This window comes from Paucilactobacillus wasatchensis (assembly GCF_000876205.1).
Classification (GTDB): domain Bacteria; phylum Bacillota; class Bacilli; order Lactobacillales; family Lactobacillaceae; genus Paucilactobacillus; species Paucilactobacillus wasatchensis.
The window spans coordinates 47809-65289 of the sequence record NZ_AWTT01000003.1; the positions used below are offsets into that span (position 1 = coordinate 47809).

General features: G+C 40.4%; 14 protein-coding genes and 1 pseudogene. 13 read left to right on the top strand and 2 right to left on the bottom strand.

Annotated features, from left to right (window positions below):
• The first annotated feature begins 5 nt into the window (after positions 1-5).
• The gene (gene alr, locus WDC_RS01145) at positions 6-1124 is read left to right on the top strand and encodes an alanine racemase (protein WP_044009975.1); all 1119 of its coding nucleotides are present in this window, start codon (positions 6-8) and stop codon (positions 1122-1124) included.
• A 139-nt stretch (positions 1125-1263) separates the two neighbouring features.
• The gene (locus WDC_RS01150; protein WP_044009976.1) at positions 1264-1659 is read left to right on the top strand and encodes a type II toxin-antitoxin system PemK/MazF family toxin; all 396 of its coding nucleotides are present in this window, start codon (positions 1264-1266) and stop codon (positions 1657-1659) included.
• Between the two features lie 101 nt (positions 1660-1760).
• Here the strand turns inward: WDC_RS01150 and cbpA are convergent, their stop codons facing one another.
• Both cbpA and WDC_RS01160 read right to left on the bottom strand, forming a co-directional pair.
• On the bottom strand, positions 1761-2402 hold the full coding sequence (gene cbpA, locus WDC_RS01155; protein WP_044009977.1) for a cyclic di-AMP binding protein CbpA: 642 nt from the start codon (positions 2400-2402) through the stop codon (positions 1761-1763).
• Between the two features lie 263 nt (positions 2403-2665).
• Positions 2666-3619, bottom strand: coding sequence for an L-lactate dehydrogenase (locus tag WDC_RS01160; protein WP_318238866.1), 954 nt, complete (start codon positions 3617-3619; stop codon positions 2666-2668).
• 242 nt (positions 3620-3861) lie between these two features.
• Here WDC_RS01160 and pth point away from each other — a divergent pair, with 242 nt between their 5' ends.
• The 11 genes and pseudogenes from pth to dusB all read left to right on the top strand — a co-directional run bounded on the left by pth (position 3862) and on the right by dusB (position 17259).
• The gene (gene pth / locus WDC_RS01165; protein ID WP_044009979.1) at positions 3862-4419 is read left to right on the top strand and encodes an aminoacyl-tRNA hydrolase; all 558 of its coding nucleotides are present in this window, start codon (positions 3862-3864) and stop codon (positions 4417-4419) included.
• Between the two features lie 47 nt (positions 4420-4466).
• Complete coding sequence (mfd, locus tag WDC_RS01170) at positions 4467-7985, top strand: transcription-repair coupling factor (protein ID WP_044009992.1); 3519 nt, start codon at positions 4467-4469, stop codon at positions 7983-7985.
• Positions 7960-9543, top strand: coding sequence for a putative polysaccharide biosynthesis protein (locus tag WDC_RS01175; RefSeq protein ID WP_044009980.1), 1584 nt, complete (start codon positions 7960-7962; stop codon positions 9541-9543). The genes mfd and WDC_RS01175 overlap by 26 nt, the downstream gene beginning before the upstream one ends.
• A 16-nt stretch (positions 9544-9559) precedes the next feature.
• Positions 9560-9838 (top strand): RNA-binding S4 domain-containing protein, encoded by a 279-nt coding sequence (locus WDC_RS01180; RefSeq protein ID WP_044009981.1) that lies wholly within the window; start codon positions 9560-9562, stop codon positions 9836-9838.
• Positions 9839-9942: 104 nt separating this feature from the next.
• Positions 9943-10356, top strand: a complete 414-nt coding sequence (locus WDC_RS01185; protein WP_044009982.1) for an FtsB family cell division protein — start codon at positions 9943-9945, stop codon at positions 10354-10356.
• Positions 10357-10510: 154 nt separating this feature from the next.
• Complete coding sequence (locus WDC_RS01190) at positions 10511-11029, top strand: S1 domain-containing RNA-binding protein (protein ID WP_044009983.1); 519 nt, start codon at positions 10511-10513, stop codon at positions 11027-11029.
• 30 nt (positions 11030-11059) lie between these two features.
• Positions 11060-12454 carry a tRNA lysidine(34) synthetase TilS gene (gene tilS, locus WDC_RS01195; protein ID WP_044009984.1) on the top strand — a complete coding sequence of 465 codons (1395 nt, stop codon included), beginning with the start codon at positions 11060-11062 and terminating at the stop codon, positions 12452-12454.
• 1 nt (position 12455) lies between these two features.
• On the top strand, positions 12456-12995 hold the full coding sequence (hpt, locus tag WDC_RS01200) for a hypoxanthine phosphoribosyltransferase (RefSeq protein ID WP_044009985.1): 540 nt from the start codon (positions 12456-12458) through the stop codon (positions 12993-12995).
• 93 nt (positions 12996-13088) lie between these two features.
• Positions 13089-15200 (top strand): ATP-dependent zinc metalloprotease FtsH, encoded by a 2112-nt coding sequence (gene ftsH / locus WDC_RS01205; protein ID WP_044009986.1) that lies wholly within the window; start codon positions 13089-13091, stop codon positions 15198-15200.
• 82 nt (positions 15201-15282) lie between these two features.
• A pseudogene (gene hslO, locus WDC_RS01210) lies at positions 15283-16172 on the top strand (Hsp33 family molecular chaperone HslO).
• A gap of 76 nt (positions 16173-16248) precedes the next feature.
• Entirely contained in the window at positions 16249-17259 is a 1011-nt protein-coding gene (gene dusB, locus WDC_RS01215; protein WP_044009987.1) for a tRNA dihydrouridine synthase DusB, read from the top strand.
• The last annotated feature ends 222 nt before the right edge of the window (positions 17260-17481 follow it).

The following is a 17481-nucleotide window of genomic DNA, read 5'->3' on the forward strand; positions in this document are numbered from 1 at the left end:
TTTATATGATAGTTGGGAAAAATCGTGCTACTAAGTTAGTGGTGGACTTACATGCACTGCAACAAAATATCAAAAACGAAAAAAAATTACTTCAATCACAAACTGAAATTTTTGCTGTGGTTAAAGCCAATGGCTATGGTCACGGATTGATTGAGGTAGCGAAAGCAGCGGTCGGAGCAGGTGCCACTGGATTGTGTGTTGCAATTTTGGATGAAGCATTAGCGTTGCGTGAGGCCGCTATTACTGTGCCGATTCTTGTGCTTGGAATCACTGAAACTGCTAATGCAAAGTTAGCCCAAGAAAATAATATTTCATTGACTGTTGGTTCTTTGGAGTGGTTGCACCAATATCAACAAATAAATGGGGATGCTACAGCACAAGAAAATTTAAAAGTTCACCTAGTTGTTGATACTGGAATGGGACGGATTGGTTTCAGGGATGTAGATCAGTTAGCTCAAGCTGTTTTGTTGGTTAGAAATGCACCATTTGAATTTGAAGGTATTTTTACCCATTTTGCCACGGCGGATGAAACTGACGAAAGTTATTTTAAACAGCAGTTGAACACTTGGCACCTGTTAACCGATCAGATTGATAAAATGCCACGCTATGTTCATGTTGCTAATTCTGCGACTAGTTTGTGGCATTTACCGGTAACTGGTAATATGATCCGACTCGGGATTACAATGTACGGTTTAAATCCCGCGGGTACGGCGATTGCAGCTCCTTTTGCATTACAGCCGGTTTTAAGATTAGAAAGCCATCTTAATTTTGTGAAACAAATTAAAGCAGGCTCGTTTGTTAGCTATGGTGCAACTTACCAAGCAAGCTCAGATGAGTGGATTGGTACTATTCCAATAGGATATGCGGACGGATATCCACGTAGAATGCAAGGCTTTCATGTGTTGATCAATGGACAGTTTTGTGAAATTGTGGGGCGGGTTTGCATGGACCAAATGATGATCAAACTGCCTGCAAAATTGTCAGTTGGAACCAGGGTGACTTTAATTGGCCAGCAAAACGGCCAACAAATTTCCTGTGATGATGTAGCACAATATGCAGAAACTATTAATTACGAAATTTTGACCAGTATGGCGCCACGTTTGCAGCGCGAGTATTTGAACTGATAATTATAAGAAATCGATTGGAAAGCTCTAATTTAAGGTTATAAATATCGATGGTATGGTATAATGAGCCAAATATCAGAGTTTTCATTATAAATATGACGGTTGTTAGTTGTATGTTTCATAAAGAGGAGGTGGTGGAATGGCCAAAGTCGAAATAAAACGTGGGGATATTTTTTATGCAGATTTATCGCCCGTCGTTGGTTCAGAGCAGGGAGGCATGCGGCCGGTGGTGATTATCCAAAATGATATTGGTAATCACTATAGTCCGACGGTAATTGTCGCAGCCATCACCGCACGAATTCAAAAGCCCAAAATGCCAACGCATGTTCCAATTAATTCTGAGTATGTAGGGATTGAAAAAGATTCAGTTATTTTACTAGAGCAAGTTCGAACAATTGATAAGCAGCGCTTGCGGGACCGCGTGACACACTTAGAGGATAGTACAATGAAACGAGTTGACCATGCACTTCAGGTTAGCATCGGATTACTTAGTCAAACCACTAAAACACCTGCTCCAGCGAGTAGTACATACTAAGAATAATAAAAAGCAACACGGCTCTCACCAACAAATCAGTTAAAAAGGCTCGTTTCGACATCTTTTCGATGCTCGAAGCGAGTCTTTTTTGTAGCTATTCATTATAATTTAGCATGTAAATTTTCAATTTCTGGTACTTCAAAGCCTTTTCGTTCTAAATTGTGGACTATTTTTTGTAATAGGGCCTCAGAAACACCAGCTGGCAATGTAAATAAAATTCGCCGAACGACGTTAGGCTCTTGCAGATCTAGTGAAATACAATTGGCGATCGGAGTGTATTTAGTGATGGCTTTAGCCATGCTAACCAATGAGCCACGTTCATCACGTGTAGTTACGGTCAAAACGTAGCTACCTGCATGGATATTCCATCCTTCGGCTAGCATACTAAGTAATTTAGTGTGGGTTAAAATACCGTAAAATCGACTTTGTTCATCTAGCACTGCGATGTAAGGCAAATCTTTGATTGAAAAAAAGATATTAAAGAATGCAGCGTTGACTGAAATAAATTTAGTGGAATTTTTTAATAGATTAGTTACGGGCAATGACATATCACCACCTCGTGATTTATGCCGATAAATATGCATCTTGTAAATGTTACCTCGAAAAATTTGTCCCGTATTATCCAATACAGGAACGCAACGAAAATCAGATTCTTCCAGAATTTCAAGTGCCTCTGCCAGCGTTGTATCTTCTTGCAGTGTGGTTAAATTCTCTTTTGTTTTTACTAATGACTTGATTAACATATGGTTAAAACCTCATTTAACTTTCTCTGTAAAGTGCCCTATTAATAATAGCATAGATATTGTAATTATGAGAAAAACATTAGAAATTAGGAATTTATTTTTAAATAAAGTGGGTTTAAGTGTGAAATGTTGCATACATTTCTCGCATAAGTCTTGGCTGCTTACTTTTGCAAATAGCGGCGGATGTCAATATAAAAAGGAAATCGGGTCATAAAGCTAACCCGGTTTCCTTTTTATATCGTTATACGATGGTATTTAAATGTTTATTTTAGAGCATTCAATCCATCAGTTGTCACCTGGCGTAAGGTTTCAGCTGATTTTGCCATTAAGTCTTTTTCACGGTCATCTAATGGAACTTCGATAACTTTAGCTAAACCTTGACCGTTGATAACGGCTGGGGTACCAATGAAAATATCTTTCAAACCATATTCGCCTTCAAGTGAAGCGCCAACAGGTAAGATTGCATTTTCATCGCGCAAGATCGCTTTTGAAATTCGCATCAGTGTTGTGGCAACACCGTAGAAAGTTGCCCCTTTGAGATTGATGATATCATAAGCTTTATTACGAGTTTCGTCTTCGACTTTTAGTAAATCATCAAATGATAATCCAGCTTCCTTAGCAAGTTCAACGACTGGCTTACCACCAGCAGTTGCGGCTGAGAAGGCAGCAAATTCAGAGTCACCATGTTCGCCCATAATGTAAGCATTAATGTCGCGAGGATCGAGTTGTAATTTTTTAGCCAAGCCAACACGGAGCCGAGCAGTATCCAGCGAAGTACCTGAACCGATTACCTTGTTCTTAGGGAAGCCAGATAGCTTCCAAGTAGCATATGTTAAAACGTCAACAGGGTTGGCAGCAACGACGAAGATTCCGTTAAAGCCGGAATCAACAACTGGTTTAACAATTGATGATAAGATTTTTAGGTTTTTGTTAACCAAGTCCAAGCGTGATTCGCCTGGCTTTTGTGGTGCACCAGCTGTAATAACAACTAGGTCGGCATCCGCACAATCGGAATATTCACCGGAGTAAATATTCTTCGGTGCTGTAACAGCAGTAACATCCTCAAGGTCTAATGCATCTCCTTGAGTCCGTTCCTTGACAACATCGACGATGACGAATTCTTCAGCGATTCCTTGTTGGGCCATTGCAAATGCATAGCTAGAACCCACGGCACCGTCTCCGACGAGCACTACTTTTTGATGATTATTTGTATTCAATTTCAATCTCCCTTTCAAAATACAATTTATTACCAGAACTATTATAGCATTCTTGTGAAAAAATTTGACCAAAAGAACTAAATTATTGTTATAACTAATAATTTACTGTAATTTAAGCTGCGAAAAAGGGTTTCTTGTTGTGTTGTGATTAACGACTGGTTTATAATGATACCTGGCATTGCTGACCGGATTAGTATCCGTTCGGCCTTTTTTGCATCAGATTGGGAAGGAATTTTAGAATAATGAAAATGATTGTTGGATTAGGTAATATTGGACCGCAATATGATCATACGCGACATAACACTGGCTTCATGGCAATTGACCACTTCTGTCATGAACATGAGTTGACTTTTAAACGTTCCAAAATGGAAGCAATGGTTGCAACTGGTGTCGTCTTGGATCAAAAGGTGATTGTGGTAAAGCCGACAACTTATATGAATGAATCAGGACGGGCAGTTAAACCACTGATGGATTATTACGATGTTGATATCACCGATTTGGTCATCATTCATGATGATATGGATTTACCAGTTGGCAAGATTCGGTTAAAAACACACGGCTCAGCTGGTGGTCACAATGGGCTTAAAAGCTTAATTAGCCATTTAGGAACACAGCAATTTAATCGCATTAAAGTGGGTATCGATCACCCACAAAAAGTTCGAGTGGTAGATTATGTGCTGGGTAAATTTAAAACAGAGCAAATAAAATCATTTAATGATAGTTTAATTCAAGCAGTAAGTGCCATTGATGACTGGCTTGAGGGTGAAACATTCGATCAATTAATGAACCAATTTAATTAGTTTCTTAAAGGAGAACAACGGTGCAGTTAGAACATTTATTAGAACAAATGCCTGAGTTTGACCAAATTCTAGGTAAAATTAACGCTCACGAACGCCAATTAATTACCGGTATCTCCGGCTCTGCGCGGACACTTTTATTGAGCGCATTAACAAAAAAATTAACGCATCCACAAATTATCGTGACTGATTCTTTATTCCACATGGACCAAGTGGCTGCTGATTTGATGAATCGATTACCGGAAGCAAAAGTCCTCGAGTTTCCGGCTGAAGAAATGATTGCGGCAGAAGTAGCTACTAGCTCACCCAATTATCGGTTGCAGCGGGTACAAGCACTCCACGCCTTAATTGCGGACGAAAATTGTATCATTGTCACTTCAACTTCTGGGGTTAATCGGCTGTTACCAGCGCCAACTGTGTTTGAACAAGCTGTGATTAATGTCAAAGTTGGTGGTGAATTGGACCCTGAACAAACAAAAATTTTGCTGAGTTCAATGGGCTATCGTCATGAAAAAATGGTGTTACGACCAGGTGACTTCGCAGTTCGAGGTTCAATTATTGATATTTACCCATTAAATACGGATTATCCAGTACGAATTGATTTGTTTGACACTGAAATTGACTCACTGCGTTATTTTGACGCCAGTGATCAACGGAGCGTTAAAAATATTGACCAAGTGTCTATCTTACCGGCAACCGATTTTGTGGTCGCACCCGCAGATTTTGAATCGATTGAAGCGCGCCTACAGGCTGAATTTAAGAAAGCACAAGGTAAACTAAGTGATGATAATGCAAGCACGCACTTGGAACAATCCATTTCACCATTATTAAAAGCGTTAGCACATCAGCAATTAGTGCCAGAAATGCTTGAACTCGCTAATTTGGTGTATCCGGAAAAAAATTCGATTTTGGATTATTTATCACCGGAGGGTGGACTATTCATTGATGATTACCCGCGCATTGTGGATGCACAAAAACAGTTGCAGACTGATGAAAGCAACTGGCTGACAGATAAGGTGGAACAACAACAATTGTTTTCAACTGCATCTCTGGGCAATGATTTTACAAATCAGATTCGTACAGATAAACATGCTCAAGTTCTGTTTGCTTTATTTCAAAAAGGATTGGGGCAACTACGATTTAGTCAGTTGACCAACTTAATTACACGTAATATGCAGCAATTTTTCGGCCAACTACCGATCTTGAAAACTGAAATTCAGCGTTGGAATAAGCAAAAGCAAACTGTTGTCATTATGGTTAATGGTCAAGATCGAATGCAGAAAATCAATTCGACGCTGCATGACTTTGGGATCGCGGTGACAGAAACGAAACCAGATGACATTCAACCGAAAACAGTCCAGTTAATTGCAGCAGGGTTGCAAAACGGGTTTGAATTTCCAGGTGCGAATTTAGTCGTGATCACCGAAGCCGAAATGTTTAAGCAAGTAAAAAAGAAACGAGTTCGGCAACAGACACTTGCGAATGCTGAACGAATTAAAAGCTATACTGATCTCAAACCTGGTGACTATGTGGTACATGTTAACCATGGAATTGGGCAGTTTACAGGCATTCAAACACTCGAAGTTGATGGCGTCAAACAAGACTATATGACGATTGATTATCAAAAAAATGCTCAAATTTTTGTACCAATTACGCAACTTAATTTAGTACAAAAGTATGTGTCGTCAGAAGCAAAAACACCCCACATTAATAAGCTTGGCGGTAGTGAATGGGCTAAAACTAAGCGTAAAGTGGCAGCTAAAATTGAAGATATTGCTGATGAATTAGTTGAGTTATATGCAGCACGCGAGGCTGAAAAAGGGTATGCGTATCCTAAAGATGATAACTACCAAGACCAGTTTGAAGGAGATTTTCCTTATACAGAAACACGCGATCAACTCCGCAGTTCAGAAGAGATAAAAAAAGATATGGAACGTATTAAGCCGATGGATCGCTTGCTGGTCGGCGATGTTGGCTATGGCAAAACAGAGGTAGCACTGCGAGCTGCTTTTAAGGCAATTGAAGCTGGTAAACAGGTGGCATTTTTGGTGCCCACGACTATTTTGGCCCAACAACACTATGATACAATGCAAAACCGGTTCGAAGGCTATCCTGTTAATATCGGACTGATGTCTCGCTTTAGGACAACTAAACAGGTTCATGAGACTGAAGACGACCTGCGCAGCGGTAAATGCGACATTGTGGTTGGCACACACAGATTGTTATCAAAAGACATCAAATTTAAGGATCTTGGCTTACTTATTATTGATGAGGAACAGCGATTTGGAGTCAAACACAAGGAAAAATTAAAGCAGTTAAAATCAAATGTTGATGTCTTAACATTAACAGCTACTCCGATACCCCGAACGCTTCACATGTCGATGCTTGGTGTACGAGACTTATCAGTAATTGAAACGCCACCAGCCGGCCGATTTCCAATTCAAACCTATGTCATGGAACAAAATGCTGGGGCGCTGCGCGACGGGATCATGCGTGAAATGCAACGCGGTGGTCAAGTCTATTACCTGCATAATCGGGTGGCGGACATTGAAAAAACCGTTAGTGAGATACAAACTTTGGTACCAGAGGCGCGCGTGGGTTACATTCACGGGCAGATGAACGAGTCACAGCTAGAAGGGGTTTTGTATGATTTCGTTCGTGGTGAGTACGATGTGTTGGTGACTACCTCAATTATTGAAACTGGAGTGGATATACCTAATGTGAATACTCTTTTCGTTGAAAATGCCGACCGAATGGGGTTAGCCCAACTATATCAAATTCGCGGTCGAATTGGTCGCAGTAACCGAGTGGCTTATGCGTACTTTATGTACCAGGCCAATAAGGTATTGACAGAAGTCAGTGAAAAACGGTTGGCAGCAATTCGTGATTTTACCGAATTGGGTTCTGGCTTCAAAATTGCGATGCGTGATTTATCTATTCGTGGTGCAGGTAACTTGTTAGGCAAACAGCAACATGGCTTTATTGACTCAGTTGGCTATGATTTATATTCGCAAATGTTAGCTGATGCAGTTGCTCAAAAGCAAGGCAAGCAGGTAGCTGAGAAATCTGATAGTGAAATTGAACTGGGTGTTGAAGCATATTTGCCTACAGACTACATCGAAGATCAGCGTCAGAAAATTGAAATTTACAAAGAAATTAGAAAAGCTGAAAATGAAGATCAACTGGTTGAAACGCAGGGTGATTTGATTGACCGTTTTGGTGACTATCCAGTGCAGGTTGGAAACTTGCTCATCATTGGTAAAATTAAATTATTTAGTGATTTAGCGTTACTACAAAAGGTTAGAAAACAAAATGATTTAATTTTTATTTCGCTCTCAAAGCGAGCCAGTGAGATTGTTGCACCAAAAATAATTTTACAGCAGCTCGCTAAAACGGATTTTAAATCGACAATTGGGGAGACAGAGCAAAAACTACAAATTAAACTTGTTATTCAACCAAAAATGAGTCAGTCAACGTGGCTGGCCCAGTTAACTGATTTCGTTGGTTCGTTAGCACAGGCAGTTCACGATAGCGAGGATAAACGTGAAGCAAAAGTCACATCTTCATAATATATTTCAAGGCGCTCTAATTTTGACGGCTTCTAATTTAATCGCCAAAATTCTAAGTGCAGGCTATCGAATTCCATTACAAAACTTAGTGGGAAATACTGGCTTTTACGTCTATCAGCAAGTGTACCCGTTATATGGGATTGGGGTTACCTTGGCACTGAGTGGATTGCCAGTTTTTATTTCTAAGCTGGTGGCTGAACAAAACTCGCAACTTGAAAAGGAGCTACTCGTTCGTCAGTTATTGAAAATTTTGGGTGTTTTAGCCTTGATTTTAGTGATTGGTGGTTGGTTAAGTGCGCCGTTGATCGCTGAAATGATGGGTGATCGAATGTTGACCTCGGTAATTCGCAGTGTGGTTTTGATGTTTTGCGTGATGCCGATCTTAGCGGTTGGGCGTGGTTACTGGCAAGGTAAGTACAATATGGTGCCCACCGCCACGTCTCAGTTAGTTGAGCAAGTTGTGCGGGTGACAATTGTGATTAGCGCTGCAGTGGTGGCCCACCAGTTTCATTGGGATGTGTACAAAATGGGCTCAGCCGCAATGATAAGTGCCATTATTGCAGGTGTTTTTGCGAGCTTTATTTTAGGGCCATCTTTATGGCAAATAATTAGCCGACCACACAACACTCAACTTACACGTAGTCCAATTCTTCCATTAATCAAGCGGTTAGTGGTGGAAGGCGGGATTGTGTGTCTATTTGCGGCATTAATTGTTCTATTTCAATTAATTGATTCATTTACAGTTAAACGAGGATTGGTCGGGTCTGGTCTATCAGCAACACATGCCAAAGCACTAAAAGGAGTGTTTGATCGAGGCCAACCATTGGTCCAATTGGGGCTGGTTATCGCAACTTCTTTTTCGACAATGTTACTGCCAGCGCTGACAGCTAGCCATGTTGCAGGCAAACTAGTTGAATTTAGGCGCTCGTTTCGTTTTGCCTTGCACATGTGCATTACGATGTCACTGTTCGCAGCAGGGGGCTTGATTGTGTTGATGCCCCAAATTAATCTGTTACTCTTTGCCAGTCGAGCTGGTAGTCTCGCGCTAGCAGTAAGCATGTTGAACATTGTTTTGGTTGCCGTGATTACCACGTATAGTGGTGCTTTGCAAAGTTTAAATCAATTCTCAGTGACAGCGGTGGGACTCATCGGTGGTCTGGGAGTTAAAGCGGTGCTTAATTTTTATTTAGTGAAACATTTCGAAATTGTGGGCGCTGCTGTTGGCACAGTTCTAGGCTTATTGGTGACAGTGCTAATCATCAGATCAGCGTTTCCTACACAATTGCGACGATTAACTAGTGATTGGTCGTTTCGACTTAAATTAGTTGGGATCTGTGCCATAATGATGGTGGCTGTCAAAGTCACTTGTATCATTAGTATGCAAATATTTGGGGTCACAAGAATGGCAATGTTGCCAACAGTATTTTTGTCAGTCCTTGTTGGCTGTTTGGTAGCATTGGGTACCGTTTTTTGGTGGCACCTATTTTCACTCAAAGAACTAGTCACGTTTCCGGGTGGCAAGCGGTTGTTAATATTAATGCGTCAATTAAAAAAGTAAATTGGAGGATTCAGACATGCGATTAGATAAATTTCTTAAGGTATCTCGAATTATTAAGCGACGGTCAGTGGCCAAGGAGATTGCCGATCAAGGCCGTATTACAGTGAATGGTAATAGTGCCAAATCTTCAAGCAACGTGAGTGTGAATGACCAACTGATAATTAAGTTCGGGAATAAAACAGAAACAATCAAAATTTTACAAATTATTGAAACAACCAAAAAAGATGAAGCAGAACACATGTATGAGATTGTTGACGAGAGTTATAAAGAAGACTTTCGTAAGGGGTCCCGCTAGGCCAATTAAATCGGTTTCAATCCTATGCTGCCTCAATTTGCTATAGACAAATAATCAGGTGATTGATATACTTTAAGCAATTAATAGTAAAGGGGCATCTGTAAATGGCACAAAATCACGAGAACAATGTTTCCCACATTCATACTGCCTATTCTAAGCAAGTCCTAGAACAGGAAGCGCAAAATGCTAGTGAACGTCGTCAGCTGATCAAGATTCGTAAGAAACGCTCGTTTGCGATCATCAGTGTATTTGTCGTGTTTGTGTTATTTTTTGGGGTACAAATTATTCAAAGCCGTGCCAGTTTACGCGATACCAATGCTCAGGTTGCTAAACAGGAAACTAAATTAAAGACTGTCAAAAAAACAAATCAGAATTTGAAGAAGCAAGTTAAATTATTAAATAACAGCGATTACCTGCAGAAGGTAATTCGGCAAAAGTATTATTACTCAAAACAGGGGGAGACAATTTACAATTTGCCGACTCAAACGACTGCTTCAACGACAACAAGTAGTAAGTAATATTTTAACTAAGTTAGTGATTGGCCAAACATAAGGCCAGCACTAACTTTTTTATTTTTTGCGGGTTATGAATCATGATTACTTTTTTGGTTTCCTCACTGTTTTAATCTGTGCTATACTCGAAATACAATACGCAAGGAGGATCTACTTTTTCATGGCAATTGAAGTAGGAGCAAAAGTTTCAGGAAAAGTTTCAGGTATTACTAATTTTGGTGCATTTGTTGACTTGGAAGACCATAAAACTGGCTTGGTTCATATTAGCCAAGTATCCAATAGCTTTGTCAAGGATATTCACGATGTTTTGTCGGTCGGAGACACAGTTATGGTTAAAGTAATCTCTATTGGTGATGATGGTAAAATTGCATTATCTATCAAAGCTGCAAGTGACCAAGAACATGCGTCTAACGGTGGTAATCATGGTGGTAACAAACATTATGAGCACCATAATCAACACTCTAGTTCAACTGGAGATAATCATCACGCTAGTCAGCACGGTTACTCACGGAGTAATCAGTCTGGTGGCTTTAAGGGTAATCGAGATAAAAAAGAGGGCGGCAAAGAGGATTTTGACGATTTATTGTCAGGCTTCTTGAAGGAAAGTGAATCACGGCTTTCAACTTTGCGCCATAATACTGAAGGAAAACGTGGCGGCCGTGGTGGTCGTCGCAGCTAGTAAAAGTAATCATTAATTATTGGAGTCAATATGGGGAAATTAACTTTACAAGCAAAATTCGAGCGGAACTTAGCACAGTACCGCTTTTTTAATTCACAAGAAACGGTTGTGTTAGCAGTTTCAACTGGCATTGATTCGATGACGTTGCTAGAACTGTTTTTACGATTACCACAAAATAAAAGGCCCCAGATTGTGATTGCACATGTAAATCATGAATTGCGGGCACAAAGTGTGCAAGAAGAAGAGTACTTACGGTTATTTTGCCGGCGGCATCAATTAAAACTGGTAGTCAAACACTGGCCACTATCAGACCATCCTAATAGTGGAGTTGAAGTAGCTGCCAGAGATTTTCGGTACCAATTTTTTGCCGAATTGATGAAACAAACACATGCCAAAATACTAGTAACCGCACATCAAGCAAATGATCAGGCTGAAACTATTTTAATGAAGTTAACCCGTGGTGGTCAATTGTCTCAATTAGCTGGAATTGCCAATCAGCGCAAATTTGGTGACAATTATCTGATTCGACCACTAATTAATATTCCGCGCTCACAAATTAAGCAATTTGCAGAACATGAGCAGGTAAAATGGTTCGAAGATGTTACTAATGCAGATCTAACAATTCAACGAAATCGGTATCGGCACCAAATTGTACCAAGTTTACAAAAAGAGAACGTTGCAGTGATTGCTCATATCACAGATTATCAACAGCAATTGACGGACTTACTTAAATTTGCCCATACCCAGGTAGAACGAATAATTGAACAGGTTAGTGCTGAACATCAATTAAACGTTGACTTGTACTTAAAATTGACACAGACAAGTCAAAAAATAGTGCTGCGTCAATGGCTTGAAAATGATCATGATGTTACCGATATTTCACAGGCGCAATTGGCTGAAATATATCAACTAATCAACAACTCAGCCAAGCCCCAGGGAATGATTCGATTGAATCAAGAGTTAGCACTAATTAAGGAATATCACTTTGCCTGGGTTGAAAAGATATCAAAGGTTGATAAATCAACTGCCAACAGTAGTCAGACTGTGCTAGAATTAGATCATTGGCAGACTATTAGCCAAGGTGAATCGATTGGCATTATAACACCTAAAAATGTACCAAATGAGCCAAACGTTGAGGTAACAGACATGTGGTTACCAAAGGCAGCCTTTCCGTTACAATTGCGGTTTTGGCAACCACAAGATTCATTGTTATTAAAGAATGGTCGTCATCAACTAGTCCGCCGAATTTTAATTGATCAGAAATTAAGTAATGCTGAACGACAGCAGCAAATGGTGGTCACCAATTGTGATGATCAAGTTATCTGGGTGGTCGGTCGCAAGTTCGGCTGGTTTGCACGCCCAACAGACTATCAAGAAATTTGGCAGCATGTTGCATTTGTTAGACGCTTTGGCAGAGGAGAATAGCATGGATAACGACATCGAACGAATTTTATATAGTAGAGACGATATTGCTAAGGCAGCAAAACGACTTGGCAAGCAATTAACAAATGATTTTCAAGACAAACGACCGATCATTATTTCAGTACTGAAGGGTGCCATTTTATTCACGGTCGATGTGATTAAGGAAATGGATGTTTACGCTGAGATTGATTTTATCGATGTTGCTAGTTATCATGGCGGGACACAGTCAAGCGGCGAAATTGACCTAGTTCGTGATATTGGCAGTGATATTGCCGGTCGTAACATTCTAATTATTGAGGATATTATTGATACAGGGAGGACCCTCAAGTATTTAATTGATTTATTGAAGTCGCGTAATGCGGCAGAGATCAAAGTCTGTACCTTGCTTGATAAAGAGGAAGGTCGATTGATTGATGTCAAAGCAGATTACGTTGGCTTTTCAGTGCCAAATGAATTTGTGGTTGGCTATGGTCTGGACTATCAAGAATTATATCGCAATTTACCATATGTCGGGGTTCTCAAACCGTCTGTTTATACGAATTAATGGATCGATAAATTAATAGTCAATGTTGGTCAATTGTGCTATCATAATTTTCATCAACATCAGACAGCTAGAGCTGTGAGATAGGAGGTAGTTATGAATAATAACAACAATAACAAGAGAAATGGCTTTAGCCGTAACGTGCTGTTCTATGCGGTAATACTTTTAGCAATCATGGGAATTGCGTATTTTTTCTTTGGTGGCAATAATTCATCATCGCAGTCAGCAAATATTCAGCAAAGTCAATTTGTATCACAATTAAAGAACAAAAAAATCAAGAGTTTTCAAATGCAACCTAGTGGTGGTGTTTACAAAATCACTGGGCAATATAAGAAGGCCCAAACCAACAAAAATAGTACCTCAGGGTTCACTTTTGGTAGTACAGGTAGTACTAAGGTAACAAGTTTTCAAGCGACTGTTTTGCAAAGCGATGTAACAATTGCACAATTGCAAAAGTATGCGCAACAAAATAACGTTAAAATGGGAACTAAAGCCGAGGAGTCCAGTGGCTTTTGGGTTAACCTCTTAATTTATATTGTTCCTGTAGTCATCATGATTTTCTTCTTCTATATGATGATGGGCCAAGCCGGCCAAGGTGGCGGTGGCGGCGGTCGTGGTGTAATGAATTTTGGTAAATCAAAAGCCAAACCATCTGATTCTAAGCAAAATAAGATTCGCTTCTCCGATGTTGCTGGTGAAGAAGAAGAAAAGCAAGAATTGGTTGAAGTGGTTGAATTTCTGAAAGATCCGAAAAAGTTCTTATCGTTAGGAGCTCGAATACCGTCGGGTGTCTTGCTGGAAGGACCTCCTGGGACTGGTAAAACTTTATTAGCTAAAGCTGTTGCTGGTGAAGCCGGTGTGCCATTTTACTCAATTTCAGGTTCTGATTTCGTTGAAATGTTCGTCGGAGTTGGTGCCAGCCGTGTTCGTGATTTGTTTGAAAATGCTAAAAAGACCGCACCTTCAATTATCTTTATTGATGAAATTGATGCTGTCGGTCGTCAACGTGGTGCCGGTATGGGCGGCGGACATGACGAACGTGAACAAACCTTGAATCAATTGTTAGTTGAAATGGATGGCTTTAGTGGCGATGAAGGGGTCATTGTAATGGCTGCGACAAACCGTTCAGATGTACTTGATCCAGCTTTACTTCGTCCAGGTCGTTTTGACCGGAAAATTTTGGTTGGCCGTCCTGATGTTAAGGGTCGCGAAGCCATTTTGAAGGTCCATTCTAAGAATAAGCCACTGGCTAATGATGTTGATTTAAAGGAAATTGCTAAGCAGACTCCTGGTTTTGTTGGAGCTGACTTGGAAAATCTCCTCAACGAAGCTGCTTTGTTGGCTGCTCGTCGAAACAAAAAACAAGTTGATGCGGCCGATTTAGATGAGGCTGAAGATCGAGTCATTGCGGGACCAGCTAAACGAGATCGAGTTGTTTCTAAACAAGAACGAGAAACTGTTGCTTATCATGAAGCTGGTCATACGATTGTTGGGTTAGTGTTAAATGATGCTCGAGTGGTTCACAAAGTTACGATTGTCCCTCGTGGCCGTGCTGGTGGGTATGCAATTATGCTTCCTCGTGAAGATCAAATGTTGATGTCCAAAAAAGATGCCAAGGAACAAATTGCTGGTTTGATGGGTGGCCGTGCTGCTGAAGAAATTATCTTTAATTCACAGTCCTCTGGCGCATCAAATGACTTTGAACAAGCAACTCAAATTGCTCGTGCTATGGTCACACAATATGGGATGAGTGACAAGCTTGGTGAAGTTCAACTCGAAGGTGGCGGTCAGGCCTTTATGGGGCAACAATATGGTCAATCACCTGCATACTCTGAGAAAACAGCAGCATTAATTGATGCTGAAGTTCGTCGGCTAACTACTGAAGGACATGAAGAAGCGCACAGTATTATTGAAAGCCATCGAAATGAACATAAATTTATCGCCGAGGCATTGTTAAAATATGAAACACTTGATGAAAAGCAGATTTTGAGTCTGTTCAATACTGGTGAGATGCCTAAAGATGATAAGAGTACCGAAGTAGCAACTGATCGTGCGGCAACCTTTGAAGAGTCTAAACGTGAGTTGGAACGCAAAGAAGCACAACGACACAGTGACGTAGCTGAGAATTTACAACATGATGCCGAACATTCAGATGCACCAACTTCTGATGGACCAGCAAGTGAAGATTCTCAACCAAAAGATGAATAATCCAAACAAATATGTGTTTTATCAGGATTGGTGCAAACTAAGTTTGTGTCAATCCTTTGTTTGTTAGATATAAGGAGATAACATGGTGCAAAAAGATTACTTGGTTAAAAGTGTTGCCAATGATGGCATGTTTCGGGCGTATGCAATTGATGCAACCGGAGTTGTGCAAGAGGCGCAACGGCGACATGATACATGGAGTGCCGCTTCGGCAGCATTAGGTCGAAGCTTAGTAGGAACGTTATTATTAGCCTCATCCTTATTAAAGAACACTGAAAAAATGACTGTTAAAATTCAAGGCAATGGACCTGTGGGCGCCATCGTGGTAGATGGTAATGCCGATGGAATGGTTAAAGGATATTTGCAACAGCCTCATGTCCATTTACCTTTGAATGAAAAGAAAAAAATCGATGTAAAAGGAGCTGTTGGCACGACCGGGACCTTGTCAGTTACCAAAGATATGCCTGAAGGCAAACCGTTTACAGGCCAGGTTCCACTTGTGTCTGGCGAATTGGGTGAAGATTTCACCTATTATTTAGCCCAATCAGAACAAATCCCTCATCGGTTGGTCTGTCAGTATTTGTCAATCCGGATAATAGCATCGCAGTTGCGGGCGGCTTTTTAGTGCAAGTGATGCCTGGTGCTACTGACGAAGCAATTACTGAGTTGGAAAAACGAATCAAAGATTTACCTTTGGTGTCAGAACTATTACGACAAAACAAAACGCCGGAGGAAATTTTGGCACTTTTATTTGCCGATAGGGATGTTAAAATATTGGATAAGATGCCTGTTGGTTTCAAATGTGATTGTTCTAAAGAACGATTTGCTACAGCGTTAGCCAGTATTTCGCGGACCGATATGGAACAGATGATTAATGAAGATCATCATGCGCAGGCGGTCTGTCGTTTTTGTGGTAATAAATATGATTATAATGAAACCGAGTTAAAGAAAATATTAGTGCAGATGAAAGCTTAATCAAATGGTATCAATGAAGTGAGTGTGCTATGATAGTTCACGCATATAAAATGAAGATGAGCAATGAGGTGAAAAAATGGAATGGAAAATTGGCGATGTGGTAATTCCTAATCAAGTGGTAGTTGCACCAATGGCAGGTGTAACTAATTCCGCTTTTCGTGTGATCTGTAAGAAATTTGGCGCAGGCTATGTAGTTTGTGAGATGATTTCGGATCGTGGTATTATGCATCATAACCAAAAAACCTTGTCAATGATGAAGGTTGAAGAAGTAGAACATCCAATGGGGATCCAAATTTTCGGTGGCACAAAGGAAACTTTGGTTGAGGCTGCTAAATTTGTTGATCAACACACAGAAGCGGATGTAATCGATATCAATATGGGGTGTCCCGTAAACAAGGTTGTCAAGACAGATGCTGGTGCAAAGTGGTTACTTGATCCGAATAAAGTCTATGAAATGGTTTCTTATGTAACCGATGCAGTTAAAAAGCCAGTGACTGTTAAAATGAGAATAGGCTGGGATCTTGATCACGTTTTTGCAGTTGAAAATGCTTTGGCTGCCGAACGAGCAGGGGCTAGCGCACTAGCAATGCACGGTCGGACTCGTAAACAAATGTACTCCGGTCAGGCTGACTGGAATGTGTTAAAAAATGTTGCCCAGGAATTAACTATTCCATTTATGGCAAATGGTGATGTTCGCTCACCTGAAGATGCCAAACAGATCCTTGATCTCACTGGCGCTGACGCAGTAATGATTGGTCGCGCAGCCATGGGTAATCCGTGGATGCTAGAGCAAACGGAGCACTACTTGGCGACTGGAGAATTGCTCCCAGAAGCAACTCCTGAAAAGAAAGTATCAATGGCAAAGGAACATTTGCAACGGTTGGCCGATTTAAAAGGTGAAAAAATTGGTGTGCATGAATTTAGAGGCCAGGCGACATACTATCTAAAAGGCACTCCACGTTCTGCCAGAACTAAAGCAGCACTAATGGAAGCTGAAAGTGTACAAGAAATGAATGATATTTTTGATCGTTTTGTGGCACAGACGCAAGAACGCCGTGCAGAACGAGTATTAAAACAAGCGCAGTAGGCAATAAATGAGAGACTGATGTTAAATCGGTCTTTTTTATTAGATTTTTTTCATATATGAAAGATACAATTGACGAGTTAAGTCAAGATTGGTATAGTTATAAAGTTGTCGATTTGATGTAGCTCTTTAAACGAAAAAAACTTTTAATTAGCTGCAAAAAAATTGTTGACACAGGATTATCAAAATGGTAATCTAGTATACGTTGCCTGAGACAAAGGCAAC